At 37.5% G+C, this 24,746-nt stretch carries 26 protein-coding genes; 21 read left to right on the top strand and 5 right to left on the bottom strand.

The annotated features are described in order from the left end of the window. Positions 1 to 108 precede the first annotated feature (108 nt). Both NSS81_RS02015 and NSS81_RS02010 read left to right on the top strand, forming a co-directional pair. The gene (locus NSS81_RS02015) at positions 109 to 2,094 is read left to right on the top strand and encodes an LTA synthase family protein (protein WP_342431891.1); all 1,986 of its coding nucleotides are present in this window, start codon (positions 109 to 111) and stop codon (positions 2,092 to 2,094) included. A 139-nt stretch (positions 2,095 to 2,233) separates the two neighbouring features. Beyond that, positions 2,234 to 2,758: an HD domain-containing protein gene (locus NSS81_RS02010; protein ID WP_342431890.1), complete on the top strand. Its 525-nt coding sequence runs from the start codon at positions 2,234 to 2,236 to the stop codon at positions 2,756 to 2,758. Between the two features lie 43 nt (positions 2,759 to 2,801). Here NSS81_RS02010 and NSS81_RS02005 read toward each other — a convergent pair whose 3' ends face one another. After that, complete coding sequence (locus tag NSS81_RS02005; RefSeq protein ID WP_342431889.1) at positions 2,802 to 3,278, bottom strand: hypothetical protein; 477 nt, start codon at positions 3,276 to 3,278, stop codon at positions 2,802 to 2,804. Between the two features lie 178 nt (positions 3,279 to 3,456). After that, positions 3,457 to 3,561, bottom strand: a complete 105-nt coding sequence (locus tag NSS81_RS02000; RefSeq protein WP_342431888.1) for a YjcZ family sporulation protein — start codon at positions 3,559 to 3,561, stop codon at positions 3,457 to 3,459. Positions 3,562 to 3,813: 252 nt separating this feature from the next. On the opposite strand from NSS81_RS02000, the gene NSS81_RS01995 reads away from it, so the two are divergent. From NSS81_RS01995 to NSS81_RS01940, 12 genes are all read left to right on the top strand, one after another. After that, a complete protein-coding gene (locus NSS81_RS01995) occupies positions 3,814 to 4,176 on the top strand; it encodes a hypothetical protein (RefSeq protein ID WP_342431887.1) in 363 nt (120 codons plus the stop codon). A gap of 297 nt (positions 4,177 to 4,473) precedes the next feature. Further along, the gene (locus NSS81_RS01990; protein ID WP_342431886.1) at positions 4,474 to 4,599 is read left to right on the top strand and encodes a hypothetical protein; all 126 of its coding nucleotides are present in this window, start codon (positions 4,474 to 4,476) and stop codon (positions 4,597 to 4,599) included. Between the two features lie 245 nt (positions 4,600 to 4,844). Continuing rightward, entirely contained in the window at positions 4,845 to 5,843 is a 999-nt protein-coding gene (locus NSS81_RS01985) for an ABC transporter substrate-binding protein (RefSeq protein ID WP_342431885.1), read from the top strand. Positions 5,844 to 5,954: 111 nt separating this feature from the next. Then, on the top strand, positions 5,955 to 6,986 hold the full coding sequence (locus NSS81_RS01980; RefSeq protein ID WP_342431884.1) for an ABC transporter permease: 1,032 nt from the start codon (positions 5,955 to 5,957) through the stop codon (positions 6,984 to 6,986). Further along, positions 6,961 to 7,755 (top strand): ABC transporter ATP-binding protein, encoded by a 795-nt coding sequence (locus NSS81_RS01975; RefSeq protein ID WP_342431883.1) that lies wholly within the window; start codon positions 6,961 to 6,963, stop codon positions 7,753 to 7,755. Before NSS81_RS01980 ends, NSS81_RS01975 begins: the two co-directional genes overlap by 26 nt. A gap of 251 nt (positions 7,756 to 8,006) precedes the next feature. Further along, on the top strand, positions 8,007 to 9,122 hold the full coding sequence (gene hppD, locus NSS81_RS01970) for a 4-hydroxyphenylpyruvate dioxygenase (RefSeq protein WP_342431882.1): 1,116 nt from the start codon (positions 8,007 to 8,009) through the stop codon (positions 9,120 to 9,122). Between the two features lie 92 nt (positions 9,123 to 9,214). Then, positions 9,215 to 9,832, top strand: a complete 618-nt coding sequence (locus tag NSS81_RS01965; protein WP_342431881.1) for a flavin reductase family protein — start codon at positions 9,215 to 9,217, stop codon at positions 9,830 to 9,832. A gap of 8 nt (positions 9,833 to 9,840) precedes the next feature. Continuing rightward, positions 9,841 to 10,764, top strand: coding sequence for a fumarylacetoacetate hydrolase family protein (locus NSS81_RS01960; protein WP_342431880.1), 924 nt, complete (start codon positions 9,841 to 9,843; stop codon positions 10,762 to 10,764). A gap of 10 nt (positions 10,765 to 10,774) precedes the next feature. Continuing rightward, a complete protein-coding gene (locus tag NSS81_RS01955; RefSeq protein WP_342431879.1) occupies positions 10,775 to 11,938 on the top strand; it encodes a homogentisate 1,2-dioxygenase in 1,164 nt (387 codons plus the stop codon). A 123-nt stretch (positions 11,939 to 12,061) separates the two neighbouring features. Next, positions 12,062 to 12,676 (top strand): CoA pyrophosphatase, encoded by a 615-nt coding sequence (locus tag NSS81_RS01950; RefSeq protein WP_342431878.1) that lies wholly within the window; start codon positions 12,062 to 12,064, stop codon positions 12,674 to 12,676. A 162-nt stretch (positions 12,677 to 12,838) separates the two neighbouring features. Continuing rightward, complete coding sequence (locus tag NSS81_RS01945) at positions 12,839 to 14,200, top strand: aspartate kinase (protein WP_342431877.1); 1,362 nt, start codon at positions 12,839 to 12,841, stop codon at positions 14,198 to 14,200. A 153-nt stretch (positions 14,201 to 14,353) separates the two neighbouring features. Then, positions 14,354 to 14,971, top strand: coding sequence for a GntR family transcriptional regulator (locus NSS81_RS01940; protein ID WP_342431876.1), 618 nt, complete (start codon positions 14,354 to 14,356; stop codon positions 14,969 to 14,971). A 72-nt stretch (positions 14,972 to 15,043) separates the two neighbouring features. On the opposite strand, the gene NSS81_RS01935 is transcribed toward NSS81_RS01940, so the two are convergent. Continuing rightward, entirely contained in the window at positions 15,044 to 16,597 is a 1,554-nt protein-coding gene (locus NSS81_RS01935) for a glycine betaine ABC transporter substrate-binding protein (RefSeq protein ID WP_342431875.1), read from the bottom strand. Next, the gene (locus tag NSS81_RS01930) at positions 16,597 to 17,727 is read right to left on the bottom strand and encodes an ABC transporter ATP-binding protein (RefSeq protein WP_342431874.1); all 1,131 of its coding nucleotides are present in this window, start codon (positions 17,725 to 17,727) and stop codon (positions 16,597 to 16,599) included. Before NSS81_RS01930 ends, NSS81_RS01935 begins: the two co-directional genes overlap by 1 nt. Before the next feature lie 170 nt (positions 17,728 to 17,897). Between NSS81_RS01930 and NSS81_RS01925 the strand changes: the two genes are divergently transcribed. From NSS81_RS01925 to NSS81_RS01895, 7 genes are all read left to right on the top strand, one after another. Beyond that, positions 17,898 to 18,569, top strand: a complete 672-nt coding sequence (locus NSS81_RS01925; RefSeq protein WP_342431873.1) for a response regulator transcription factor — start codon at positions 17,898 to 17,900, stop codon at positions 18,567 to 18,569. Next, the gene (locus NSS81_RS01920) at positions 18,570 to 19,949 is read left to right on the top strand and encodes a HAMP domain-containing sensor histidine kinase (protein ID WP_342431872.1); all 1,380 of its coding nucleotides are present in this window, start codon (positions 18,570 to 18,572) and stop codon (positions 19,947 to 19,949) included. Positions 19,950 to 20,048: 99 nt separating this feature from the next. Next, complete coding sequence (locus NSS81_RS01915) at positions 20,049 to 21,113, top strand: FtsX-like permease family protein (protein WP_342431871.1); 1,065 nt, start codon at positions 20,049 to 20,051, stop codon at positions 21,111 to 21,113. A 2-nt stretch (positions 21,114 to 21,115) separates the two neighbouring features. Beyond that, on the top strand, positions 21,116 to 21,802 hold the full coding sequence (locus NSS81_RS01910; protein WP_342431870.1) for an ABC transporter ATP-binding protein: 687 nt from the start codon (positions 21,116 to 21,118) through the stop codon (positions 21,800 to 21,802). Between the two features lie 4 nt (positions 21,803 to 21,806). Continuing rightward, complete coding sequence (locus NSS81_RS01905; RefSeq protein ID WP_342431869.1) at positions 21,807 to 22,205, top strand: hypothetical protein; 399 nt, start codon at positions 21,807 to 21,809, stop codon at positions 22,203 to 22,205. Positions 22,206 to 22,480: 275 nt separating this feature from the next. Continuing rightward, complete coding sequence (locus NSS81_RS01900) at positions 22,481 to 23,215, top strand: M50 family metallopeptidase (RefSeq protein WP_342431868.1); 735 nt, start codon at positions 22,481 to 22,483, stop codon at positions 23,213 to 23,215. Next, entirely contained in the window at positions 23,202 to 23,687 is a 486-nt protein-coding gene (locus tag NSS81_RS01895) for a nitroreductase (protein ID WP_342431867.1), read from the top strand. Before NSS81_RS01900 ends, NSS81_RS01895 begins: the two co-directional genes overlap by 14 nt. A gap of 52 nt (positions 23,688 to 23,739) precedes the next feature. Here the strand turns inward: NSS81_RS01895 and NSS81_RS01890 are convergent, their stop codons facing one another. After that, positions 23,740 to 24,717, bottom strand: a complete 978-nt coding sequence (locus NSS81_RS01890; protein ID WP_342431866.1) for a nitronate monooxygenase — start codon at positions 24,715 to 24,717, stop codon at positions 23,740 to 23,742. Positions 24,718 to 24,746 lie beyond the last annotated feature (29 nt).

Here is a 24,746-nt window from a genome sequence, read left to right as displayed (position 1 = left end):
TAATTTGAGGTGAATAGGGTATACTTAAGTTTTTAATTCTAAAAGAAATATGATATAGTAATTGGGGTTCGTTTACCATTACCATTGGTAAGTGAGAGGAGAATTAAAATGAAAAAGATTAGCCTACCGAAAATAAAAAATAATGAACATATTGTTTTCTTTACAATAGCTGTTGTTTTATTTTGGTTTAAAACCTATGCGGCTTATAAAATTGAATTTACACTTGGGATAGATAATAACCTGCAGAAATTTCTTCTATTCATTAACCCATTAAGTTCAGCACTATTCTTCTTCGGCTTAGCATTGCTTTTTAAAAAACACATGAAATTGGTTATTATCATTACTAATTTCCTTTTGTCTTTTCTGCTTTACGCAAATATTGCTTATTACCGATTCTTTAGTGATTTCATCACGGTTCCGGTATTGATGTCAACAAAAACAAATGCAGGTCAACTTGGAGATAGCGCTTTATCCTTAATGTCGCCATTTGATATCTTTTATTTTACGGATTTTATTATTTTAATTGGACTCTCTTTATCCGTATTTAAGAAAATGACTGTCGAAAATAGAAAGTCGTTTAAGGTTGTTCTGCTGTTTTCGATTACTGTATTTTTATTTAATCTTGGATTGGCAGAAAAAGATCGTCCGCAGTTGTTGAGCCGGTCCTTTGACAGAAACTACTTAGTGAAATATTTAGGGGCGTATAATTTTACGATTTATGATGCCATTCAAAATATTAAATCATCTGGTCAACGTGCTCTCGCTAACAGTAGTGATATTACTGATGTTGAGAACTACCGGAAAGCGAACTTTGCAGCCCCGAACCCTGAGTACTTTGGTAAAGCTAAGGGGATGAACGTTCTCTATATTGCATTAGAATCGCTCCAAAGCTTTGCAATTGACTATAAAATGCCAGACGGACAGGAAGTAACGCCATTTTTAAACTCACTTGTCCATAATAATGAGGCATTCTATTTTGATAATTTCTACCATCAAACTCGTCAAGGGAAAACATCAGATGCTGAATTTTTAATGGAAAATGGTTTATATCCAATGGCTACGGGTGCGGTTTTTGTGAACAAAGCACAAAATACGTATCAGGCAATGCCAGCAATATTAAAGGGTTATGGCTATAATTCTGCATCTTTTCATGGTAACTATAAAACGTTCTGGAATCGAAACGTTATGTATAAAGCGTTAGGGTATGATCAATTTTTTGATGCAGACTACTACAACATGACAGATGAAAATACAAAAAACTATGGGTTAAAGGATAAACCATTCTTCACAGAATCTATTCCAATGCTAAAAGGCTTGGAGCAGCCTTTTTATACTAAGTTTCTTACACTCTCAAACCATTTCCCTTTTGAAATGGATCCAGAAGACACTGAATTCCCTGCGGGGGAAACAGATGATAAGGTAGTAAATCAATATTTTCAAGCTGCACACTACATGGACGAAGCAATTGAACAATTTTTTAATGATTTAAAGGCTTCAGGTTTATATGAAAATACAGTAATTGTGATGTATGGAGACCACTACGGTATTTCTGAAAACCACAATGAGGCAATGGCTCAGGTGCTTGGAGTTGAGGAAATCACACCAGTACTTAACACAGACCTCCAACGTGTTCCATTGTTTATCCACGTGCCAGGAGTTAAAGGCGGCATTAAGCATCAATACGGCGGGCAGGTTGACGTTCGTTCCACCGTCCTTCACCTCTTAGGTATTGACACGAAGGATTACATGGAACTAGGATCAGATTTATTATCTAAAGACCACCGGAATTGGGCTTTATTTAGAAATGGTGATTTCGTTTCACCAGATGTCGTCCAAATAAAAGGTAAATGTTATTCATCTGAAACTGGTGAATTAATGGAAGAGACTACTGCTTGTCAAGATATTGGCAATAAAGTAAATCTTGAACTTCAAATGTCGGATGAAATCGTCTATAAAGACTTGTTGCGTTTTTACCAACCGCAAGGATATACACCGATTAATCCAAATGACTATGAATATTTAGCTCCTAAAAAGATTATTGAAACGGACGAAAATTTAATTCCGGATGAAACAGAGGAAACGATCGAAGATTAGCGAGGGAGAGAAGAGTAAAATCTTCTCTCCTTTCTTTTTTAGGGTAAAGGGCCCAAATAGTGGCTTTGAATTGCTGTATATTATATAATTAATGAAAAAAATTTCATCATACATGTGTGGGGAATAGGGGGGACATCTAGTGAGGGACGTGAAACTAATAAATATATTTGAGCATCACATTGCACAAAAGTATTTGAACAGATCTGGTCTTGCACATGCAATCGCTGTTGCCTACCATGCATTTCATTTAGGGAAAGAACATAACCAGGATATTGATATTGCTGCTAAGGCTGGTCTTTTACATGATATGGGTCATTATACCTGGTATAAAAATGGAAAATGGGATTATGATTTATATAAACAAAATGATATTCACCCAATTAAAGGTGCGGAAAGGGCGCACAAATTATTAATTCGTCTAGGGGAAAATCCAATTAAAGCGAAAACAATCGCTTTAGCCATACTTTTTCATACGGATTCATTTTTACCTTCAAATGATATTGTCCGGACATCTCTACAGCAAATTGTTAAATGGGCAGATGAGAAAGACGAGGAAGCAGGAGGGATGCACCATTACCGAACAATAGACTATGATCGAGCTAAACAAAGTATTATTCGTTTGGATGAGTTGGTTGATGCGGAATTATCAAATGCCAATGAGTAAGCAAAAAAGCTGTGCACAATTGTGCACAGCTTTTTTTGCGAATTTATAGCTTGCGGAAACCTTCTTCTTTTAAAAAGGATTCGGCTTCGCCATATGTATCGAAGCTTTCATCTAAATTTAAGCCAAAGTAAATATTCCAGGCATCGTTTTCACTTATTACAATTAGCTGGTTATTTTCGTTATCTACCCAACGTTCCTCCACTTGATCACCGATGATTGCTGCTTCGGCAACTGAAGGGTCAACTGGTGTTAAGCTGCGAATCGAATCCTTAATTAGTTGTTTTAGCTCTTCTTCAGAAAAATCACGAATATTAACCATGCCTTTATCATCTGCATTATGCCCTTCCAAATGCCCTGCATAAACAAAACCGTTCCCATTAGGATGTAAATGATAAACGATATTCTTTTTGTCCGAGATACTTTCTGAAATTTGGAAATTGACACGACCTAGAGAAACATTCTTTCTTTCTAATTCTGGAAAAGCTTCTATAATAGCTAATTTTTCGTTAAAAGTAAGCATTTTTTCCTCCATCTAAATAAATATGAGTTCAATGGTGAGGGATAAAAAAACCACACAATGAAGTTTCACTTTATCATACCGATAATATTCCTAAAGATACAGGTTTTTGTCGAAAAAAGCAAAAAAAAGCGTCATTGCTGACGCTTTAACAAAGAGTTATTGCCACAAGTTGAAGTGATTAATAGCCTCCACCCATAAATGCAGTGCCTACAATAACTAAAAGAATGAACAAGACAACAATTAACGCAAAGCCGTTGTTGTTTCTACCACCGTGGTCGCTCATTAACGGTCACCTCCCTCCTTTACTATTTCAATGTATGTTAGGGCAAGTCCAAGGGTTTGGACAAAACACATAATTTTTAAAATTTTGCTAAGAAGGCCCTTTCACCGAAACTAGCACCATTTTTACGATGACATTTCCAAATGATATCCACAAAAAGTTCATAAAATTAATGAAAAACAATAAAAAAAATCACATTTTTGCATGGTTAGTAGTGATAAGATAGTGGAAAATCAAAAATAGGAGTGAACAACGATGGAAGAGGTTCTTAAAGAGTTATTAAATAGTGTTAATGGTTTACATGACAAAATAAATAATATGAATGATGCGCTTCAACATTGTGAAAAGAGGCTAGCTCAGTTAGAAAAGATGGATAGCATTGAACATCGAGTTACCGTGAATCAAATTGATTTAACTGATATTAAGGAAATAGTTGAGACTGTAGCTAAATTTCAACGCGAGGAAATAATGGAGCTTTCCCACCAAATGAAAGCATATATGAAAAATACACAATTCCGTGATGAACTAAATCTTGTTCATAAAAGACTTGATTTTCAGTTAAACAAGATTTCGAAGAATGAAGAAGCCATCCTAATTTACAGCAGTTCAAATACATGATTATACGAGAAATTTGAAAAGACCCAGCCATTTCACAATGGTCTGGGTCTTTTCGAAATTCTGTAAGTTTTCATCACTTAATTGCCAAGCATATTGAAGCCCTGTCACATCGACAACCTTACCATGTTCTTCAGCAAGTGCGCGGTGGTTTTGGTATGAAATATGTGAAATAAATATATCTAATGAGAAATTTATTGATTTTTACTATTTTCATTGTAATAAGATTATATTTCGACCCCCATATTTGCTTTGTGAATTCCGAATCATTTAGTAACAAAGATGCGTAGGAGGTTGGATATGAATAAACTAATTGATATCGATAAACTGCTAGAAAAGACTGCAAATCTAACATCTGAGGAAAATAACTATCATTTGAAGCTAATTGAAATTGACCAAATTCTTGACGGTACTTCTGATTGGTAAAACTAAATATACATAGTACCGTTTTTCAGAGCCTTCTAATTTATTAGAAGGCTCTTTTCTTTGGTTACAGGTAGAAAACTTCATATGGATAGGCAAAAATTATCTGTAAAAAATCTGTCGCTTTAAAGCGAAAAAATAATTTAAGTGATTTCTATTGACTTTTAGTATCAAAAAATACTAGAATAACTTTTATAATATAGTAAATTTTTAGAAAATTTAAAAAAGGAAAAAGGGGGAAAAACACAATGAAAAAGAAAGTTCAAGCGCTTTCGATAGCATTGGCTGGGATGTTAATGTTGGCAGGCTGTGGCAGCAATGAAAAATCTAGTGGGTCGAAAGAGGAAGATGGAGGAAAGGTATTCAAAATTGGGATCTCACAGTTTGTAACACATGATTCTTTAGATAACGCAACAAAAGGATTTAAACAGGCATTAAAGGATAAAGGTATCAAGGTTGAGTATGATGAACAAAACGCAGAAGGAGACATGAATAATATTCATACCATTGCTAAGAACTTTGTTGGGGATAAAGTTGACTTGATTTTTGCTAATGCAACCCCAAGTGCTACTGCCGCTTTAAATGCAACAAAGAATATTCCAATTATCTTTACTTCCGTTACTGATCCAGTTGTGGCGGAATTAGTTGAGGCTTTGGACAAACCAGGAGAAAATATTACAGGTACAACTGATAATCATCCTGATGGAACAGCAAAAACGATTAACTTCATGATTGATGAAGTGGGAGCGAAGGAAATTGGCGTTATCTTTAACTCCGGTGAACAAAATTCTATTGTCCAAGTGGAAGAAGTGAAAAAGTTAGCAGAAGCCAAGGGTGCGAAACTAGTGGAAGTATCTGTTTCTACATCAGCGGAGGTTAAGCAGGCTGCTGAATCATTAGTAGGAAGAGTAGATTCTATCTATATTCCAACCGATAATACGGTTGTATCGGCTCTAGAATCCGTAATTTCCGTAGCAAACAGCAAAAAGATTCCGCTTTTCGTTGGTGAACTTGATTCGATGAAAAAAGGTGCTATTGCAGCCAGCGGCTTCGAATATTTTGACATTGGCTACCAATCAGGTTTAATGGCAGTTGAAATCTTAAAAGGTAATAAGAAGGCCTCTGAAATGCCTGTGGAATTACCAAAAAGCTTAACGCTTATGATAAATAAGAAGGCTGCAGAAGCACAGGGAGTAGAGGTAAAAGAAGAATGGAAAGAGCTCGGCGAGTTTTATGAAGGTGAATAATAAACAATAAACATACTTGGAGTCAATCTTTTGGTTGACTCCTTGAATACATTAAAATGACTTATTAACATGTGTTTGTATAATAAAAGACTAAAAGAAAGGATGATCTCTATGTTTACAGCCATATTTGGATCATTTGAAGCAGGTATCATCTACGCAATTATGGCACTGGGCGTCTATCTCTCCTTTCGTATATTAGATTTTCCTGATTTAACGGTTGATGGAAGCTTTGTAACGGGGGCGGCAATTTCAGCAATAATGATTTCAAATGGTGCCAATCCGTTTTTGGCAACAATCATGGCACTAGTTGCCGGTTTTTTGGCTGGGTGTATGACAGGATTACTTCATACCTTCGGAAAGATTAATAATTTATTATCAGGAATATTAATGATGATTGCCCTATATTCTATTAATCTAAGAATTATGGGGAAGTCCACTGTTCCATTATTAAATGATGATACAGCATTTACGTCAATAAGTGCATTTTTTGAAAACACTGGTATTGATTCATTTTTTAATAACCTTTTAGTTATGATAGGTCTTGGTGATAGCCTACCTGAAACATGGGGAATTCTCCTTTTTATGATCATCGTAACTTTTGTGATTAAATGGTTAACTGATTTGTTTTTACAAACTGAAATTGGCCTTGCCGTTAGAGCAACAGGGGATAATAAGAGGATGATACGGAGTCTATCAGCAAATACGAATCTGCTTGTCGTCCTTGGTCTGGGACTATCCAATGCTTTAGTTGCTTTTTCTGGTGCACTAATTGCACAGCAGGGCGGTTTTGCGGATGTAGGTATGGGTATTGGAATGATCGTCATTGGTTTGGCATCTGTTATCATTGGTGAAGCATTATTTGGGACAAAATCGATAGCGAGGGCTACTTTAGCTGTTGTTGGAGGAGCCATTATCTATCGGATTGTTGTGACTTTAGCTCTAAGAGTCGATTTCATGGATCCAGGGGATATGAAGGTTATAACCGCAGCGATTGTAATTATTGCTTTAACAACACCAAAAATAATTGATTACTTCAAAGAGAAGAAGCGAAAAGCCCGCAGAAGAATGGAAACATTGAAAATGATCCAAGCAACTGCCGTGCGAAAGGGTGAGAACCATGCTGCAATTAAATCAGATTCATAAGATATTTAATGAGGGTACTCTTGATGAAAAAATTGCTATAGATACAATTAATTTAAATTTAAACCCCGGTGATTTCGTAACGGTAATCGGCAGTAATGGTGCAGGTAAATCAACATTAATGAACATTATTTCTGGTGTTTTAGTTCCTGATATTGGCGAAATCCATATTGATGGAAAAAATGTAACAACGATGTCGGAATACAAGCGCTCAAAAATGATTGGCCGTGTCTTTCAGGACCCAATGGCGGGAACAGCACCAAGTATGACAATCGAAGAAAATCTGGCCATGGCTTATTCTCGGAATAAAACGAGATCGTTCCGTAGAGGCGTAACAAAGAAAAGACGAGATGATTTTCGGGAAGTACTTGAGTCATTGCATCTTGGCTTAGAAAACCGTTTAAGTGCGAAGGTAGGATTACTATCTGGAGGTGAAAGGCAAGCCCTTTCTCTGTTAATGGCAACCTTCACGAATCCTTCGATTTTACTACTCGATGAGCACACGGCGGCGCTTGATCCATCGAGAGCCGAGTTAATAACCAATCTAACAAGAGAGATAGTTGAAAGATATCAGCTAACCACTGTAATGGTAACCCATAATATGCAACAGGCCATTGATCTCGGGAATCGGTTAATTATGATGGATAAAGGTCAAATTATCTTAGAAGTTGACGCGGAAAATAAAAAACAACTTACGATTGAAGGATTATTAGAGGAATTTAAACGAATTCGCGGCGTTCAGATGGCTAGCGACCGGGCGGTTCTTTCATAAGAGGTATGTAGAGGGGAACGATGCTTAGAGAATCGTTCCCTTTTTTATTTTGCTGAGGCACGCTCAGGAAAGCGAAGCGCCCTTCGCTGCAATTAGCAGCCAAGTTAAACAGAGCCTATGCCTAATATCGTTTTTTTTCTTTACCACTCAACAGCGGCATTGCTTTAACAGCTACTCTTGAGAATACAGGTATGTATCAGTTAGAATATATTCTGAATATTATTAATTAAATGATAATAGGGGGAGTATAAATGAAGGATAAAAGAATAAAAGCAGATCAATTAATAAATGACTTTTTCCCTGTAAGGGATGTAGATTATATTGAAATTTATACAGGCAACGCAAAGCAGGCCTGCCACTTTTTTTGCAGTGCCTTTGGATTTAAAGCAGTAGCTTATTCTGGTCTTGAAACGGGTAATCGTGAAAGCGTTTCCTATTGTTTGCAGCAGCGGAATATTCGTATCGTTCTTACAGGCTCGTATAAAAAAGATACCCCTGTTGCCCAATTCGTGAAAAATCACGGTGATGGGGTAAAGGATGTTGCTTTATTGGTCGATGATGTCGATAAGGCATTTAGTTCAGCTGTCGAGCGAGGTGCGATTGCACTTATGGCGCCTATAGAGTTAAAAGATGAAAAGGGGATTATTAAAAAGGCGGTTCTAGGTACATATGGGGATACAATCCATACGTTAATAGAACGCAAAAATTACCAAGGGGTATTCATGCCAGGATTTGAACCCTATTCTGTGTCCTTACCTATTGAAGATGCTGGTTTAATCGGTATTGACCATGTGGTAGGAAATGTTGAGTTCATGGAGGAATGGGTAGAGTATTATTCGAAGGTCATGGGCTTTATTGAAATGAAGCATTTCTCTGATAAGGACATTACAACGGAATATTCTGCGCTCATGTCTAAGGTTATGCATAATGGTGGGAGGATAAAGTTTCCAATTAATGAACCAGCTGAAGGAAAACGTAAATCACAAATCCAAGAATATTTGGAGTTTTATAACGGTCCCGGTGTTCAGCATTTAGCAATTTTGACCGAGGATATTGTGTCTACCGTTGCTATCTTGAAAAAGAATGGAGTCGAGTTCCTAAAAACACCTATAGCGTATTATGAGGATTTAAGCCAGCGCATAGGAAAAATTGATGAGGAAATCGAAAAGCTGCGCGAACTAAATATCCTAGTAGACCGTGACGATGAGGGTTATTTATTGCAGATTTTCACGAAGCCAATTGTTGATCGGCCAACCTTGTTCATTGAAATCATTCAACGCAAAGGGGCACGTGGTTTCGGAGAAGGGAACTTCAAGGCATTATTTGAGTCAATTGAACGGGAACAGGAGCGCCGTGGGAACCTATAAATCTAAATATATATAATTAAATTAGTAAAAGAGGGGGGATTTTCTCCCTTTTTTAGACCCATCGAGTCTAGTTGAAAGAGTGGTGAGGATTTATGGAGATTGTCCCAGATACACTTGAATGGAGAGACGCCTATAAACTTCTGATTGGCTCGATACTCCCGCGTCCAATTGCATTTGTGACAACGATTGATGATAACGGAATTGCCAATGCGGCGCCATTCAGTTTTTTCACCGTCATAAGTGCAGAACCCATGCTTATATGTTTTTCTCCTATGAGAAGGGGGAGTGATGGGGCAAAAAAAGACACTCTCGTTAACATAGAAATGACAAAACAGTTTGTAGTAAATATTGTTAGTGAAACCTTCGCAAAACAAATGAACGACTGTGCCACGGAATATGCTCCTGAGATTGATGAAATTATTGAGGTTGGTTTAACTAAAGTGCCAGGTGTAATGGTAAAGGTACCACGAATAAAGGAGTCACTTCTCCATTTAGAATGTGAACTCCATCAGGTATTACATTTCGGTGAGCATGCTGGGGCGGGCAGCTTAGTTATTGGAAAGGTCTTAAATATCCAAATAGATGATAAATTGTACGATAAGGGACGAATTGATACAGCGATGCTCCAGCCTATTGGAAGAATGGCAGGAAACAGTTATACCAATCCATTAGGGAAAACGTTCGAAATGTTAAGAAAGAACAGAAATTAGGTGGATAAATGAAATTTGTAACCTTTGAAAAAGTTGATGGAAATATCCGAGCAGGCATATTGTTAGAAAATGACCTCGTACTAGATTTATTTGAAGCTACCGAGGGAGGGTTGCCCGAAAAACTGATTGATTTCCTTGGGAACAGTGAAGCGAATGTCGAAAGGGCGGTTAAATTGTTATCCTGCTCAATAGGTGATAAGGGTGTATATCAGTTAAATGAGATTCGGCTCAAACCACCATTACCGGAGCCTAGAAGTTTCCGTGATTTTTATGCCTTTGAAGAGCATGTGAAAACAGCTAGGGAAAATAGGGGTTTAGAAATGATCCCAGAATGGTATGAGATACCTGTTTTTTACTTTTCGAATCATTTAGCGATTAAGGGGCCTGGTTCTAAGATTAGTAAACCAGTAGAATGCAATTGTTTAGATTATGAACTTGAGATGGCTTGTGTCATTGGAAAGCAAGGGAGAAATATTTCTGCGAAAGAGGCAGAAGACTATATTTTTGGTTATTGTATATTAAATGATTGGAGTGCCAGAGACCTGCAAAGACAGGAGATGAAGATTGGACTTGGACCTGCAAAGGGAAAGGATTTTGCAACCTCCATTGGTCCGTGGATACTTACAAAAGATGAATTAGAACCCTTTAAAGCTAATAAAGGCTTTGACCTCACTATGAAAGCACGGGTAAATGGCAGACTTCTCTCAGCAGGGAATATGAAAGATATATTCTATTCATTCGCTGAAATGATAGAAAGGGCATCAGCGGGAGTTACGCTTTATCCTGGAGAGATTATTGGTTCTGGTACGGTTGGGTCAGGATGTATCTTAGAACTTGGTACAGAAGTGCACAGGTGGCTTAAACCAGGTGATGTGGTTGAATTGGAGATTGATAAACTCGGAGTCTTAAAGAATTCAATAGTAAATGAATAGAGGTGAATAGATGTATTACCGTCAAATGGGCAAGATTCCTCACAAGCGGCATACGATGTTTAAAAAAACGGATGGGACACTTTACCGTGAGCAGGTAATGGGGACACGCGGTTTTTCAGGAACGCAATCGATTTTATATCATTACTACATGCCAACAGAAGTGGTAAAATCAGGGGTTTCCAGCAGTTATTTGCCTGAATATGAAGACCAGCAATCGTTAATTCACCGACATTTCCTAACCAGCAATGTGTTGAAAAGTGGTGATGCCCTCACCGCAAGACAATATATTTTAGGTAATCAGGATTTATTGATTGGAACAGCAAAGGTCACTGAGCCAATGAACAGCTTTTACCGAAACGGTGATGGAGATGAAATGCTTTTTATTCACTACGGTTCAGGTAAGCTAGAGACAATGTTTGGAACGATTACCTATCAGCCCGGTGATTATCTGGTAATTCCGATTGGAACGATTTATAAAGTCATCCCCAATGAAACGGAAGTAACAAAAATTTTGTTCATCGAGTCATTTAGCCAAATCACAACTCCAAAACGTTACCGGAACGAGTATGGACAGCATTTAGAGCATAGTCCGTTTTGTGAACGCGATTTCCGCGGACCAGAAAACCTAGATGCCCATGACTTGAAGGGAGAGTTTGAGGTTTTTACAAAATCACGAGGCGCGATCCATTCTCACATCCTAGGTCATCACCCTTTTGATGTTGTTGGCTGGGATGGATACTTATATCCCTGGGCATTTAATATTGAAGATTTTGAACCTATTACAGGAAGGGTGCACCAGCCGCCTCCCGTTCATCAAACATTTGAAGGGAATAATTTTGTTGTTTGTTCATTTGTCCCGAGATTATTTGACTATCATCCACAGGCAATACCTGCTCCATATTACCACAGCAATGTGAATAGTGATGAGCTTCTCTATTATGTAGAAGGTAATTTTATGAGTCGGAAAGGGGTTCAACTAGAATCAATCACCCTGCATCCCAGCGGTATTCCGCATGGTCCACATCCAGGAAAAACGGAAAGCAGTATTGGGAAAAAAGAAACATTTGAACTCGCCGTTATGATCGATACCTTTCATCCGCTTAAGGTTGTAAAAGATGCCAGTACGCTTGAAGATTCAGCATATATGTATTCATGGGCGGAGAAAAAGGAATAATGGTATGGAAACAATCCAGTCTACTGAATTGGATTGTTTTTTTATAGGCTGTAAAAGAAGCAAATTACATAGCAAAAATGATACTATTATTACTATAGATTTTTTTTCATTGGAGGTGAGATCATGGAAATGGAATCCATATTAGAAAAAATAAAAAACCATACACCTACCATCCTCGGCAGTGAGAAATTTTCAAAGTATGCTGTCATGGTGCCGCTCCTAAAAAAAGAGGATGGGATTCATGTATTATTTGAAGTTCGCTCGCTTGAATTGAGAAGGCAGCCAGGTGAGATTTGCTTTCCTGGCGGTAGAATAGATGTAGATGATACAGATGAAAAAAGTGCAGCCATTCGAGAAACCGTAGAGGAATTAGGAATTGATAAAGCGAATATCTCTGAAGTTTATCCACTCGATTTTATGATTTCTCCTTTTGGAATGATGATCTACCCCTTTGTGGGACTAATCGATAATCCTGAAAATATCCAGCCTAATCCAACAGAAGTGGGTGAAATTTTTACTGTCCCGTTAACCTACTTTATAAATAATGAACCAAAAATTTATCATGTAAACTTTAAGGTGGAGCCGGAAGAGAATTTTCCGTTTAATTTAGTTGTCGGCGGCGAGAACTACAATTGGCGGACAAGGGCAATCGATGAATACTTTTATAATTATGAGGAGAAAGCTATTTGGGGGCTGACAGCTAGAATACTGGCCCATTTTATTGAAATTCTTCGATAACAGAATGTAGAAACAGTGAGGTTTGTGATGAATCTTGCTGTTTTTTTAACTCTAGTGTCCACTGCAGAAAAACAAATGTACTTTCCAAGGAGAAAATACTTGATTATTTTCTGAATAGGGATAAAATTAAGATTATATTTTTCTTGATTAGGAGTTGTTTAGATGAAGGTCATTAAATTTGGGGGGTCATCTTTGGCTTCTGGAAAACAAATCGAGAAAGTTTTCCGGATTGTTATGTCAGATCCTGAGCGAAAGGTGGTCGTCGTCTCTGCACCAGGGAAGAGGTTTCCAGATGATCAAAAGGTAACTGATTTATTAATTGAGTGTGCCGAACTGTGTCTGCAAAATAATAACCCAAAAGCGAAGGTTGACGCCATTATAGCAAGATATTCTGCTATTGCAGAGGAACTATCCCTTGCTGACGAGATAATAAGCGAAATTACCGAGGATTTATCTCGAAGATTGAATAGTGACCGAACCAAGCCTGAGCGGTTCATGGATTGTGTGAAAGCAAGCGGTGAGGATAATCACGCTAAATTGGTGGCTGCTTATTTTCAGAGCCAGGGGGTAGATGCCAATTATGTTAATCCAGGTGAAGCTGGGCTGCTTGTAAGCGATGAGCCAGGAAATGCTCAAGTACTGCCAGAATCCTATGATCGGTTGTTTGCACTGAGAAAACGGGAAGGAATATTAATTTTCCCAGGTTTCTTTGGCTATAGTGAGGAAGGTGAAGTGTTTACTTTTTCCCGTAGCGGCTCTGATATAACTGGTTCCATTCTTGCTAATGGATTGAAAGCTGACCTTTATGAGAACTTTACCGATGTGGATGCCGTCTATTCAGTCAACCCATTTATTGTTGAAAGACCGAAAGAAATTAAGGAATTAACTTATAGAGAAATGCGGGAATTATCTTATGCAGGATTTACCGTCCTGCATGATGAAGCGCTTGTTCCAGCATTCCGTGCAGGGATACCTGTACAAATTAAGAATACGAACAATCCAACGGCACCAGGAACCAAAATTGTTTATGAACGAGATAACACCAATGGTCCTGTGATTGGAATTGCCAGCGATCAAGGATTTTGCAGTATTTATGTAAGTAAATACCTTATGAATAGAGAGATTGGCTTTGGAAGAAAACTTCTTAGTATTTTAGAAGATTATGGACTTTCTTATGAACATACTCCTTCAGGAATTGACGATGTATCTGTTATTTTAAGAGAGAACCAGCTTGATTTAGAAATGGAAAATGAAATCAAATGGCGGATAGAATCAGAATTACATGCTGATGAAGTAAAAGTTGAGCATAGCCTTGCACTAATCATGGTTGTAGGTGAAGGGATGCGCAGGAATGTAGGCACAATGGCACGAGCCTCTAAAGCGCTGGCAAAGGCTAAGGTCAATATCGAAATGATCAACCAAGGCTCCTCCGAAGTAAGTATGATGTTTGGTGTCAAAGAAGTGGATGAAAAAAAAGCCGTAAACGCATTATATGAAGAGTTTTTTGCTGCAGTGACTGCGTAAAATAAAAAAGCAGATCTAAATCAAATTTAGACTGCTTTTTTATTTTACAACATTTTAATAATCTTATGTAACCGAGTCTCTCGCTTCTTCCATAACAAAGAGGTATAGTGGAAGTAGCAATGATTAAAATGGTTTAAAGTTCTGGAGGACACTATGCAGAGGGCACAAATACCAACTTACGAACGGATTGCAATCGATTTGGCTAATAGAATATACGATGGGAAATTTAAAGTGGGTGAAAGAATTCACGGTAGATCTACCTTGGCAAGTGAATATAATGTATCGCCAGAGACCGTTAGGCGGGCAATTAAGATTTTGGAGGATGTGGAGATTGTTCAATCTACGAAAGGCAGCGGAATTCTCATTTCCTCACGTGAAAATGCCTATAAATATATTCATCGATTTTCGAATTTGGCAAGTATAAAAGATCTTGAGAAACAAATCCATTCCCTCATTAACGAGAGAAGCAAGCTTGATCAGCAGTTAGATGACACACTTAGAAAAATCATAGATTATTCAGGAAAGCTGCGGCATACGAATCCGCTGGCACCCATTGAAGTAGAAGTTTTCCCAGGCAGCGCACATATTGGCAAGACAATCTCAGAGGTGAAATTTTGGCAAAATACAGGCGGAACCGTAATTGGGATGAAGAGAAAGGGAGAGTTGATTATCTCACCTGGACCGTATGCACTAATACTTGAGGAGGATGTTCTCCTTATTATTGGTGATGATGGAACATATGAAAGAGTCGTACATTTTATGGAGGGTTAATCATTGCGCTTGGAAGAAAATAAAGTTAGCAAAGAGGCCGGTTCATAATGAACCGGCCATTTAATTAGCTATTTACAATAAACCTTCTTTTTGTAAAAATTCCTTTGCTACCTTTTCTGGTGATTCTTTTAGGCTATCAACTTTGTAATTAAGTTTACGCATTATATCATCGGTAAGTTTACCAGAAAGGGAATTCAATACTTTTTTAAGCTCGGGATGCTTTTTTAATGTTTTCTCTTTGATGATTGGAACAGCATAGTAAGGTGGGAAAAAGCCTTTATCATCCTCTAACACCTTCAAACTAAACGCTTCAATTAAACCATCTGTTAAAAAAGCATCGATCACATCACTCTTATGATTGTCTAGGGCAGAATAACGCAACCCGCCGTCAATGGCTTTTACATCTGTAAAATTCATATTATAGGTTTGAGATAGACCTGGTAATCCATCTTCACGGTTTGCAAATTCGATGGTAGGTCCCATAATTAAGCCATCGCTCACCTTGGCTAGATCAGAAATTGTGTTCAAACCATATTGTTGGGCAGTGTCTTGACGTACAGCGATTGTATAAGTGTTATTAAAACCAAGTGGTTCGAGCAGTTGAATCCCATAATTGGCTTTGAACTCCTTTTGAACAACATCATAGACTTGATCAGCGTCGTTTAAAGGACTCTTATTTAGGATACTTACCAGTCCAGTACCGGTATATTCTACATATACATCAATATCATCATTATCTAATGCACTAAAAGCTACTTGGGTGCCACCGAGATTCAATTTTCTCTCTACTTCTATATCAGTTTTGTTTTCGATTAAATCAGCTAACATGTTTCCTATAATCAATTGTTCACTGAAATTTTTTGAACCAATGACAAGTTTGTCCACTGCGGTTGCTTTTGAATAAATCGTGAACGCACCGGCTACAACTAAAACGAAACTTGCGAGCCCGATCATTAGTTTTTTTACTTTTTTACTAGTCTTCGATTTGGATTTCTGTTTGCTTGAGTAAGAATACGACACTTCAAGTTTTCCAACAACAAAGTCAATGAAAAGGGCTAGAATACAGGCAGGAATAGCCCCAGCAAGTATCATGTAATTGTCAACGGTTTGTACACCTGAGAAAACAAGATAACCAAGTCCGCCTGCGCCAATAAAGGCTGCGATAGTCATCAATCCAACAGCTGTTACCGCAGAGATCCTGATACCTGCCATAATCATCGGGAACGCTAACGGCAACTGAACCTTTCTCATCGTCTGGCTCTTTGTTAAACCGATACCTTTGGCGGCTTCAAGGATATCAGCATCTATATTAGTCAATCCTGTATACGTATTTTTGACGATTGGAAGGAGCGAGTATAGAACGACCATAACGATGGCCGGAGTACTACCAATGCCGATGAATGGGATTAAGAACCCGAGTAAGGCCAAGCTTGGTACAGCCTGGATGACGTTAGTGGTTCCGATGATTGGCTTTGCAAGCTTTTGATTACTAGAAATTAAAATGCCAAGCGGTATTGCGATAATAATAGCTATTAAAACAGAAATTACACTTAAATATATATGCTGACCTAGTAAACTGAAAATTTGTTCATAGTTTGTACTTAAATACTTGAAAAAATCACCCATTAAAAGGCCACCTCCAAATCAATTAGCTGGCTACTTAATGCAGCTAAAATACTGCTTCTTGTAATTAGACCTGTTAATTGGTTGAAACTATTCACTACAGGTACATAACCTATCTGATGTTCATTCATCGTTGTCAAAATGGAAATCAAGTTAGCATCTTCTGAAATAGATAGAACCTGCTTCTCCATCACCTCTTCAATCGAACTATTCCGATTGAGCAATTGAATTCCCTTCAAGGTTACCAACCCAACTAAATCATTATTTCTGTTCGTTACCATAAGACTATCAACCTTATTACCTTTCATAATCTCAATTGCTTGTAATACGTTACGTTTCCCAGTTATCTTAACTGGATTGGGAATCATTATATCCTTCGCCATTATTAATTCAGGATTATTCCACACCCTTCTTTTTCCAATAAAATCTTCCACAAAATCGTTTGCAGGGTTTTTGAGAATGTTTTCTGGTGTATCAAATTGGAGAATATCTCCATCTTTTAAAATACAAATCTTATCTGCTATTTTAATAGCTTCGTCCATATCATGGGTAACAAAGATAATCGTCTTATTTAGTTCCTTTTGCATTTGGAATAGTTCATCCTGAAGCGAACTTCTTGTAACGGGGTCTAATGCACTGAACGGCTCGTCCATTAAAATAATATCGGAGTTTGTAGAGAAGGCACGTGCCACACCAATTCTTTGCTGCTGTCCGCCGCTTAATTCCTTTGGAAAGCGTTCCAGAAAATCTTCTGGATCTAAACCGACTAATTCAAGCAATTCCTTAGTTTTTTTGCCAATAGAATCGGGGTCTTCACCTTTAAGTTTTGGAATTAATTCTAAATTTTCTTTAATGGACATATGTGGAAACAGCCCGGTATTTTGGATAACGTATCCAATATTTCTCCGCAGTTCAATGGGGTTAATTGTGGAAATATCCTTTCCATTTACAAAAATTCTTCCCGAAGTTGGTTGAATCAGTTTATTTATCATTTTAAGCAGTGTAGTTTTCCCGCAACCGCTTGGTCCGATAAATACAACTAACTGACCAGCCTCAATATTTAAAGTAAAAGGCTTGATTACTGTTTTATTTTTATACTTTTTTTCAATATCTTTAAACTCTATCAAATTCATTCCTCCTGAATACAAAAAATACATTTACTAATGCAACAACTTAATTATAACAGATAAGTTGTTGGTTTGTCGAATTTTAATCCGATTTGATGCCTCATCACTTTCCATCTAGTAGTTCATTGATTACAATGGAGGAGAAAATATCTAAGCATTTGTGAAGGTGGAATAGTATGCAAACGATACTAGTTGTTGATGATGATGAGCATATTCGCTATCTAGTAAAAGGTTTATTAATGAAAGAAGGCTTTAAAGTACTTGGAGCAGAAAATGGCATAACAGCTTTAAAAATATTAAAAAAGGAATTATGTGAATTAGCCATTGTAGATATCATGATGCCAATCATGGACGGGTATGAATTAACCAAAGAAATTCGCAAGTCCTATGATATTCCGATCATATTATTAACGGCGAAAAGCCAGATTGAAGATAAAGAAAAAGGCTTTGATTCCGGTACAGATGATTATTTAATAAAACCCTTCGAGCCCCGGGAGCTCATCTTTAGAGTTAACGCCTTATTAAGAAGGTTTGGAATAGCAAATGAAGCAAATATTATTTTTGGATCTCTATACATAAACAAGAAAGCATACGAGGTGAAAGTAAAAGAAAAGAGCTACATCCTGCCGCTAAAAGAATTTGATCTTTTAGCCTTTCTAGCCACACATCCAAATCAAGTTTTTAGCAGAAGCCAGTTGATTGAGAAATTATGGGGCCTTGATTTTGAAGGGGATGAAAGAACGGTGGATGTCCATATTAAGCGGTTAAGGGAGCGGTTTTCTGGTATATCAGATGATTTTTCCATTAAAACAATCAGAGGAATTGGCTATTCACTTGAGGTACTGTGAATGAAATCACTATATAGTAAGTTTGCATTCACAACCATACTAATCATGGTATGTAGTGGACTTCTTTCCTTTCTCCTATCCAATACTCACTACCAAGTGATATTGAAAAAGCAGAATGATGAAAAAATCTTGAAAATCGCTTCAAACATGGCAGATTTCGCTAGCAGGCAAACATCAATCAGCCTCGAGGATTATTTTGAGCATATCGGGGGAATTGGCTATCAGGTTCTTTTGGTGGATCAAAATGGAAATCGTAATTATTTTGGTTCACCATTTAGGGTGAAGCAATTATCCGCTGAAATAACCGACCAAGTTATCAATGGAGATGTATACCACGGAATTAGAGACTTTCCACATAAAACCTTTGTAACAGGTTTTTTTGCGAATGAATTAAATAATTCAGTGGGAGTATCTTTTAAAACTCAAAACAAAAAATATGCTTTATTTGTAAGACCGGATATAAAACTTATGTTTAATGAGATGCGTATCCTATTTGGCTGGCTGCTTATTAGTTCCATCCTAATGAGTATTATGCTGGTTTTAATCAGCACAAAATACTTAGTTCAACCGATTAAACAGCTAAATAATGCAACAACAGAAATTTCGGAAGGGAATTTTTCGATAAAACTTGATATTGACCGCAAAGACGAATTGGGCAATCTTGCTAGTAGCTTCAATACTATGTCTAAGAAACTTGCTACGATTGATACATTAAGAAAAGAATTAATATCAAATATTTCTCATGATATTCAAACGCCGCTAACGAATATTAAAGGATATATGAATTTATTAGAAAATCACCAATTAAATGATGGTGAAAAGGACCAATATATTCAAGTGGTTCATTCAGAAGTAAATCGATTATCCTATATGACGAAACAACTTTTAATTCTAGCCGCTATTGAAAGCAAACTGGATTTATTGGAAATCAGCAGGTTTAATGTGGGGGAGCAGTTAATGAAGCTTATCCAACAATATCAATGGAGCATCATGGAGAAGGGAATTATGGTGAGTTATTCACTGCCGGATTTATTGATCAAAGGTGATGCTGCACTATTATATTCTGTTTGGGAAAATCTCCTGACAAATGCAATAAAATATAATCGCGATAATGGATTAATTGACATTGAATTAACGGAGACGAATTCATGTATTGAAGTAATTTTCAAGGATTCAGGTATCGGGTTAGATCAAAAACAGCAGGAGCGGATTTTTGATCGTTTTTACCGGGCAGATACTTCAAGGACACGTTCAATCGAGGGAACTGGATTAGGACTAGCCATTGTTAAATCTATTGTCGATTTGCATTCTGGGAGCATTGAAGTTCATAGTGGAAAAGGGGAGGGAACCCTAATTAAAGTTAGGTTACCAACATTGTAAAGTGATATTCATCTTCCGTTCATATTCATGAGGTATCTTATTTTATGAAATGAAATTAGGAGGATGAATTTTTTTATGTACTTCTTACCCATTAAGGAAATGATATTTTTTAAAATCAGATATTTACTAATAAGCTTTATACTCTTTTTCGTTGCTATTCTTGTGTTTGTAATTAGCGGACTGGCAAATGGCCTGTCGATGAATAATGCTTCTTCGATTATTAATATGCCAGTGGATGCGTTTTACCTGCAAAAAAACTCAGATGAACGGCTTGATCGCTCCCATTTAGAAATTGACTTAGGGAATTTTCCTGTAAAAGGTGAAGCACAACCTATCGGGATACAGATGGGTGCATTATCGCCGTTAAATTCTGATGATAAACTCGATGTGACATTCATGGCAGTGAGTGCCGGAGGTTTTTTGGAGCCTGATGCTATTGAAGGAAAGGGACTCGAGACAAGCGCTGAAAATTCAGTATTACTCGATCGTTCCCTAAAGTCCGAAACGATAAAAATTGGAACAAGAGTCAAAGATGCACGAAGCGGTGCGATGCTAAAGGTTGCTGGTTTTATCGATGATCAAACATATAGTCATACACCTGTAGCCCTAATATCCATTGAAACCTGGGAGGCTATGTCAGGTGGTTCAGAAAGTAGTGAATTAAATGCCATTGTCATCAAGAAAGATAACCCAGAATTGAAACAGGGAGTTTCTAGTTTAATTAATAATGGTGAATGGGTTGAAAAGGACAAAGTGGTTAAAGGAATTCCAGGTTTTACAGCAGAACAGAATTCTCTCTATATGATGCTTTCCTTTTTAATTGTCATTGCCGTTTTTGTTTTAGCTGCCTTCTTTTATATCATGACGATACAAAAAACGGCACAATTTGGAATCTTGAAAGCCATTGGCGCAAAATCAAGTGTTTTGGTAAAATCGACGATTTTTCAGGTTATCTTATTAACAATTGTCAATATTGCTTTAGCGGTTGGTTTTACTAGAGGGTTTATGGTAGTGCTTCCCGATGATATTCCATTTATTTTTGATATCGTCCAGATAGCTAAGTTTTCAGGCATTCTATTCTTAGTGTCGATATTCGGCTCGTTATTATCCGTATTTAATATTGTGAAAGCAGATCCAATACAAGCAATGGGGAGGTTAGAATAAGGATGGGTAACACTTTGGTTTTAGAAAATGTGGAAAAGTCCTTTAGGGATGGGGATAAGAATAATCATATTGTAAAAGATTTATCTTTCAGTTTGAAAATGGGCGAGGTCGTGGCTGTAGTTGGTCCCTCCGGTTCTGGAAAGTCGACATTTCTATCGATTGCTGGAGCACTTCAATCCCCTGATAATGGAAAAGTCTTTGTAAATGGGACCAATATCAGCGGATTCAGTGATATTGAAAAAGCAAACATCAGGCTGAATCATCTTGGATATATCTTTCAAACTTCTAATTTAGTGCCTTATTTAAAGGTTGAGGAACAGCTAAGCCTCGTTTTGAAAATGGCGAATCAATGGACAAAGGAAGGTAAACGGAAAATTAAAGAATTGTTAATTGTGGTTGGAATGGAGCAACGAAGTAAGTCTTATCCACATCAATTATCGGGTGGAGAAAAACAACGAGTGGCGATTGCCAGAGCTTTTATCAATGACCCTGAAATCATATTGGCGGATGAACCAACCGCTAGTTTGGACTCAAATCGAAGTTTAGCAATTATCGGATTAATCTCAAGGATCGTTAAGGAACAAAATAAATCGGCCATTATAGTTACTCATGATGAGCAAATTCTACCGGTTTGTGACAGGATTTTTGTAATGAAGGATGGACAATTAACTGAACATGGGGGAGAGTGAATAAATGATTAAGTATAGTAACCTATTATTAAAAGTCTCAGCTGTTTTTGGCTTAATTGGCGCAGTCCTTGGAGCTCATATGGCCGGTTCAGGCGGTTATGCCTACCGACCCATTCATGCACATAGTTTAGTAGTAGGCTGGTTAACATTATTTTCGTGGGCTGTTTATTATCGAGTTTTTCATAAAAAGGACGGAGTTTTGGTGAAACTGCATGTATATTCAGCCATAGCGGGTTCGATTGGTTTAACGGGGGGGATGGCAATCTATATCTTTAAACCTGATTTTCTGCCAAGCGCAGTCAATACTGCTTTTTATATTGGCGGGGGAGTCATTTTATTATTAAGCTTTGTGTTTTTTGGCCTTCTTACGTTTACACAAAATAATGAAGAGGAAACGAAGTAAATCGTATAGAATAAACCAGGTCTGCCATCTAAAATAGAAGCAGACCTGGTCATATTTGTATATATACTTTGCAATTTTCAATTTTCGGAAAAAATGATAGGCGAGCATCAATTAAAAGTTGTAATTGTCCACTTGAATCCAGGTGAGAGAGCAGGAAGGAACTTTTATTTAGTTCCTTTTTTTAGTTATGAGAGGCGAATTATTTTTCTGAAAATATAGAAAAGTGTACAATGGAAGTACATGTACACTATGAGTTTTAAAAAGGGGAATGTGAAATGGGATTTTTAAAAGAAAAATTTAGTATAAAGTTTTTCCTCTTCATTGGGGTGGCCTTCTTATTGGTGAATATCCCAATTATAGGGAATTATATTAGTATAATTAATACGGTTATTCACGAATCAGGGCATGCCTTTGTCGCTCTTTTTGGCGGCCAAGTAGAATCCATTTCACTATTTATGAATTCTGATGGTGTTACCTATGGCAGAGAGTCAATTTGGATTATTGATTTTTTTACAAGTATAGCGGGCTACGTTGTTTCTTCCCTAATGGCCTTTTTATCTTTTTGGTTAATTCAGAAGAAACAATACACCTTCTTAATTGATATTTTATTAGGATATATCTTGTTAAATCTCATATTTTGGGTGCGAAATCCATATGGAGTTTTTTGGCTAGTCTCATTTGGCTTCATCTTTCTTACCTTGCTAATAAAAGGAAGTAAAACATTAATAAACAATCTTTTATTGTTAATTGCATCGGTTTTATTGGTAGAATCGATAGGAAGCGCATATGATATTTTAATAATAAGTATGATGCACCCGCAGTCAGCCGGTGACGCAACAAACTTGTCCGAACTGACCGTTATTTTGCCAGCACAGGCTTGGGGTATTTTCTTCTTCGCTCAATCATTATGGTTTTGTTTTCTGGGCTATAAGCAAGGTTTATTCGCTGTCGAGAGACAAGATAGGCATTTCGTAGAGGATGTGGGGGGGGATAAAGGTGAATATCATTGAAGTAATAAAGAATCGAAGGAATATAAAAAAATTCAAGCCAAACACGGTTAACCTTGATGAAATTCAATCATGGCTTGAGGCGGCTGCAATGGCACCTAATCATCGAATGACTGAACCTTGGGAAGTTTATTTTATTGGTCAGGAGACAAGAGCAAAGTTAAACCATAAGACTGACTTTGGAAAGGCTCCTGTTTTAATAGCTGTGTTGTCTAAGCACGGTGCTACAACTGTTGAGACAGAGGAAAATGCAATGGCCACTGCCTGCTTTATCCAAAACTTTAATCTTGCCGCATGGGCAGAAGGCATGGGCACATTTTGGTCCTCCATAGGTATTACAGGAAAAAACCGCCAACTACTAGGTGTTCCAGACAACTATGATCTTATTGGAGTGTTAGGTATTGGTTATCCTGAAGAAGTTCCACCACCAAAACCGCGGACACCCATTATAAACAAAATAAAAAATCTCCCATAGAATAACGAATAGCCAACCGTAGAACGGTTGGCTATTTTTCTGTAGGGAAATGCTATTGCTTGATTGCCTCTTGATATTCTGCTGTAAGATTGTCAATAATCTGTTGAACAGAAAGAATTTCCTTAATTTCATCTACTCTTGCTCCGGCAAATACGAGGCCATTTTCGACATCACCTTCAACAGTCTTAATCAATGAATCTAAGGTACAAAAACGATAGGAACAATTTTTCAAGCAATCGTGGCATTTCTTAATTTTTAACTTATCGGAAGTGGTCAGCAGTTCAGTGAAGTTGTTCATGATTGCTCTGCCCTGTAAGCCGACGGTTGTTTTTATTAACATCGTATCTTCTTTGCGGGCCTCAACATATTTTTGTTTGAAAGCAAGCGGGGCATCACACTCTTCACTTGCCACAAACCTGGTTCCAATTTGCACCCCAGAAGCGCCTAAACTAAGAGCCTTGGCAATATCTTCTCCTGTCATAATTCCGCCTGCAGCAAGAACCGGTATGGAAACAGCTTCAACCACCTCAGGTAGGATATCAAATAAAGGACGATCAGTACCTAAATGTCCACCGGCTTCAAAACCCTCGACAACAACGGCAGCTGCACCCAAACGTTCTGAAATTCTTGCTAGCTTTGCAGAAGATACGATAGACAGAACCGGAATACCAGCTTGTCTTCCCCATGAATACATGTCTCTGGAAATTCCAGCCCCTGATATAATGAAATCAACCTTTTCTTCAAGTGCAGCTTTCATTTTTTCTGCAAAATCATTCATCGCAAACAAGACATTGACGCCAATATACCCTGCACCTGTTACCATTTCTTTTGCTTTTCTAATGTGTGTCCGCATCTCGTCAACTGATATACCAGTACCTGAGATAATACCTACACCACCAGCATTTGCTACAGCTGAAGAAAGGCTGCTTAACGATATCCCAACACCCATGCCCCCTTGGAAAACTGGGACCTTAGGCATCATATGTGCTATTTTTAGTTGTGGAAAGTTCAAATTAAAACCCCGTTTCAATTATTTAAGTTAATGGAACTTCTTGAATC

This window comes from Neobacillus sp. FSL H8-0543 (assembly GCF_038592905.1).
GTDB lineage: Bacteria > Bacillota > Bacilli > Bacillales > Cytobacillaceae > Neobacillus.
This window is presented reverse-complemented; position numbering and strand designations above follow the sequence as displayed.

What these genes read in the sequence shown, in the direction of transcription:
- NSS81_RS02015 (WP_342431891.1), top strand. Translation starts at nt 109, where the DNA reads ATGAAAAAGATTAGCCTACCGAAAATAAAAAATAATGAACATATTGTT.
- NSS81_RS02005 (WP_342431889.1), bottom strand. Translation starts at nt 3,278, where the DNA reads ATGCTTACTTTTAACGAAAAATTAGCTATTATAGAAGCTTTTCCAGAA.
- NSS81_RS02000 (WP_342431888.1), bottom strand. Translation starts at nt 3,561, where the DNA reads ATGAGCGACCACGGTGGTAGAAACAACAACGGCTTTGCGTTAATTGTT.
- NSS81_RS01995 (WP_342431887.1), top strand. Translation starts at nt 3,814, where the DNA reads ATGGAAGAGGTTCTTAAAGAGTTATTAAATAGTGTTAATGGTTTACAT.
- NSS81_RS01990 (WP_342431886.1), top strand. Translation starts at nt 4,474, where the DNA reads ATGAATAAACTAATTGATATCGATAAACTGCTAGAAAAGACTGCAAAT.
- NSS81_RS01985 (WP_342431885.1), top strand. Translation starts at nt 4,845, where the DNA reads ATGAAAAAGAAAGTTCAAGCGCTTTCGATAGCATTGGCTGGGATGTTA.
- NSS81_RS01980 (WP_342431884.1), top strand. Translation starts at nt 5,955, where the DNA reads ATGTTTACAGCCATATTTGGATCATTTGAAGCAGGTATCATCTACGCA.
- NSS81_RS01975 (WP_342431883.1), top strand. Translation starts at nt 6,961, where the DNA reads ATGCTGCAATTAAATCAGATTCATAAGATATTTAATGAGGGTACTCTT.
- hppD (WP_342431882.1), top strand. Translation starts at nt 8,007, where the DNA reads ATGAAGGATAAAAGAATAAAAGCAGATCAATTAATAAATGACTTTTTC.
- NSS81_RS01965 (WP_342431881.1), top strand. Translation starts at nt 9,215, where the DNA reads ATGGAGATTGTCCCAGATACACTTGAATGGAGAGACGCCTATAAACTT.
- NSS81_RS01960 (WP_342431880.1), top strand. Translation starts at nt 9,841, where the DNA reads ATGAAATTTGTAACCTTTGAAAAAGTTGATGGAAATATCCGAGCAGGC.
- NSS81_RS01955 (WP_342431879.1), top strand. Translation starts at nt 10,775, where the DNA reads ATGTATTACCGTCAAATGGGCAAGATTCCTCACAAGCGGCATACGATG.
- NSS81_RS01950 (WP_342431878.1), top strand. Translation starts at nt 12,062, where the DNA reads ATGGAAATGGAATCCATATTAGAAAAAATAAAAAACCATACACCTACC.
- NSS81_RS01945 (WP_342431877.1), top strand. Translation starts at nt 12,839, where the DNA reads ATGAAGGTCATTAAATTTGGGGGGTCATCTTTGGCTTCTGGAAAACAA.
- NSS81_RS01940 (WP_342431876.1), top strand. Translation starts at nt 14,354, where the DNA reads ATGCAGAGGGCACAAATACCAACTTACGAACGGATTGCAATCGATTTG.
- NSS81_RS01935 (WP_342431875.1), bottom strand. Translation starts at nt 16,597, where the DNA reads ATGGGTGATTTTTTCAAGTATTTAAGTACAAACTATGAACAAATTTTC.
- NSS81_RS01930 (WP_342431874.1), bottom strand. Translation starts at nt 17,727, where the DNA reads ATGAATTTGATAGAGTTTAAAGATATTGAAAAAAAGTATAAAAATAAA.
- NSS81_RS01925 (WP_342431873.1), top strand. Translation starts at nt 17,898, where the DNA reads ATGCAAACGATACTAGTTGTTGATGATGATGAGCATATTCGCTATCTA.
- NSS81_RS01920 (WP_342431872.1), top strand. Translation starts at nt 18,570, where the DNA reads ATGAAATCACTATATAGTAAGTTTGCATTCACAACCATACTAATCATG.
- NSS81_RS01915 (WP_342431871.1), top strand. Translation starts at nt 20,049, where the DNA reads ATGATATTTTTTAAAATCAGATATTTACTAATAAGCTTTATACTCTTT.
- NSS81_RS01910 (WP_342431870.1), top strand. Translation starts at nt 21,116, where the DNA reads ATGGGTAACACTTTGGTTTTAGAAAATGTGGAAAAGTCCTTTAGGGAT.
- NSS81_RS01905 (WP_342431869.1), top strand. Translation starts at nt 21,807, where the DNA reads ATGATTAAGTATAGTAACCTATTATTAAAAGTCTCAGCTGTTTTTGGC.
- NSS81_RS01900 (WP_342431868.1), top strand. Translation starts at nt 22,481, where the DNA reads ATGGGATTTTTAAAAGAAAAATTTAGTATAAAGTTTTTCCTCTTCATT.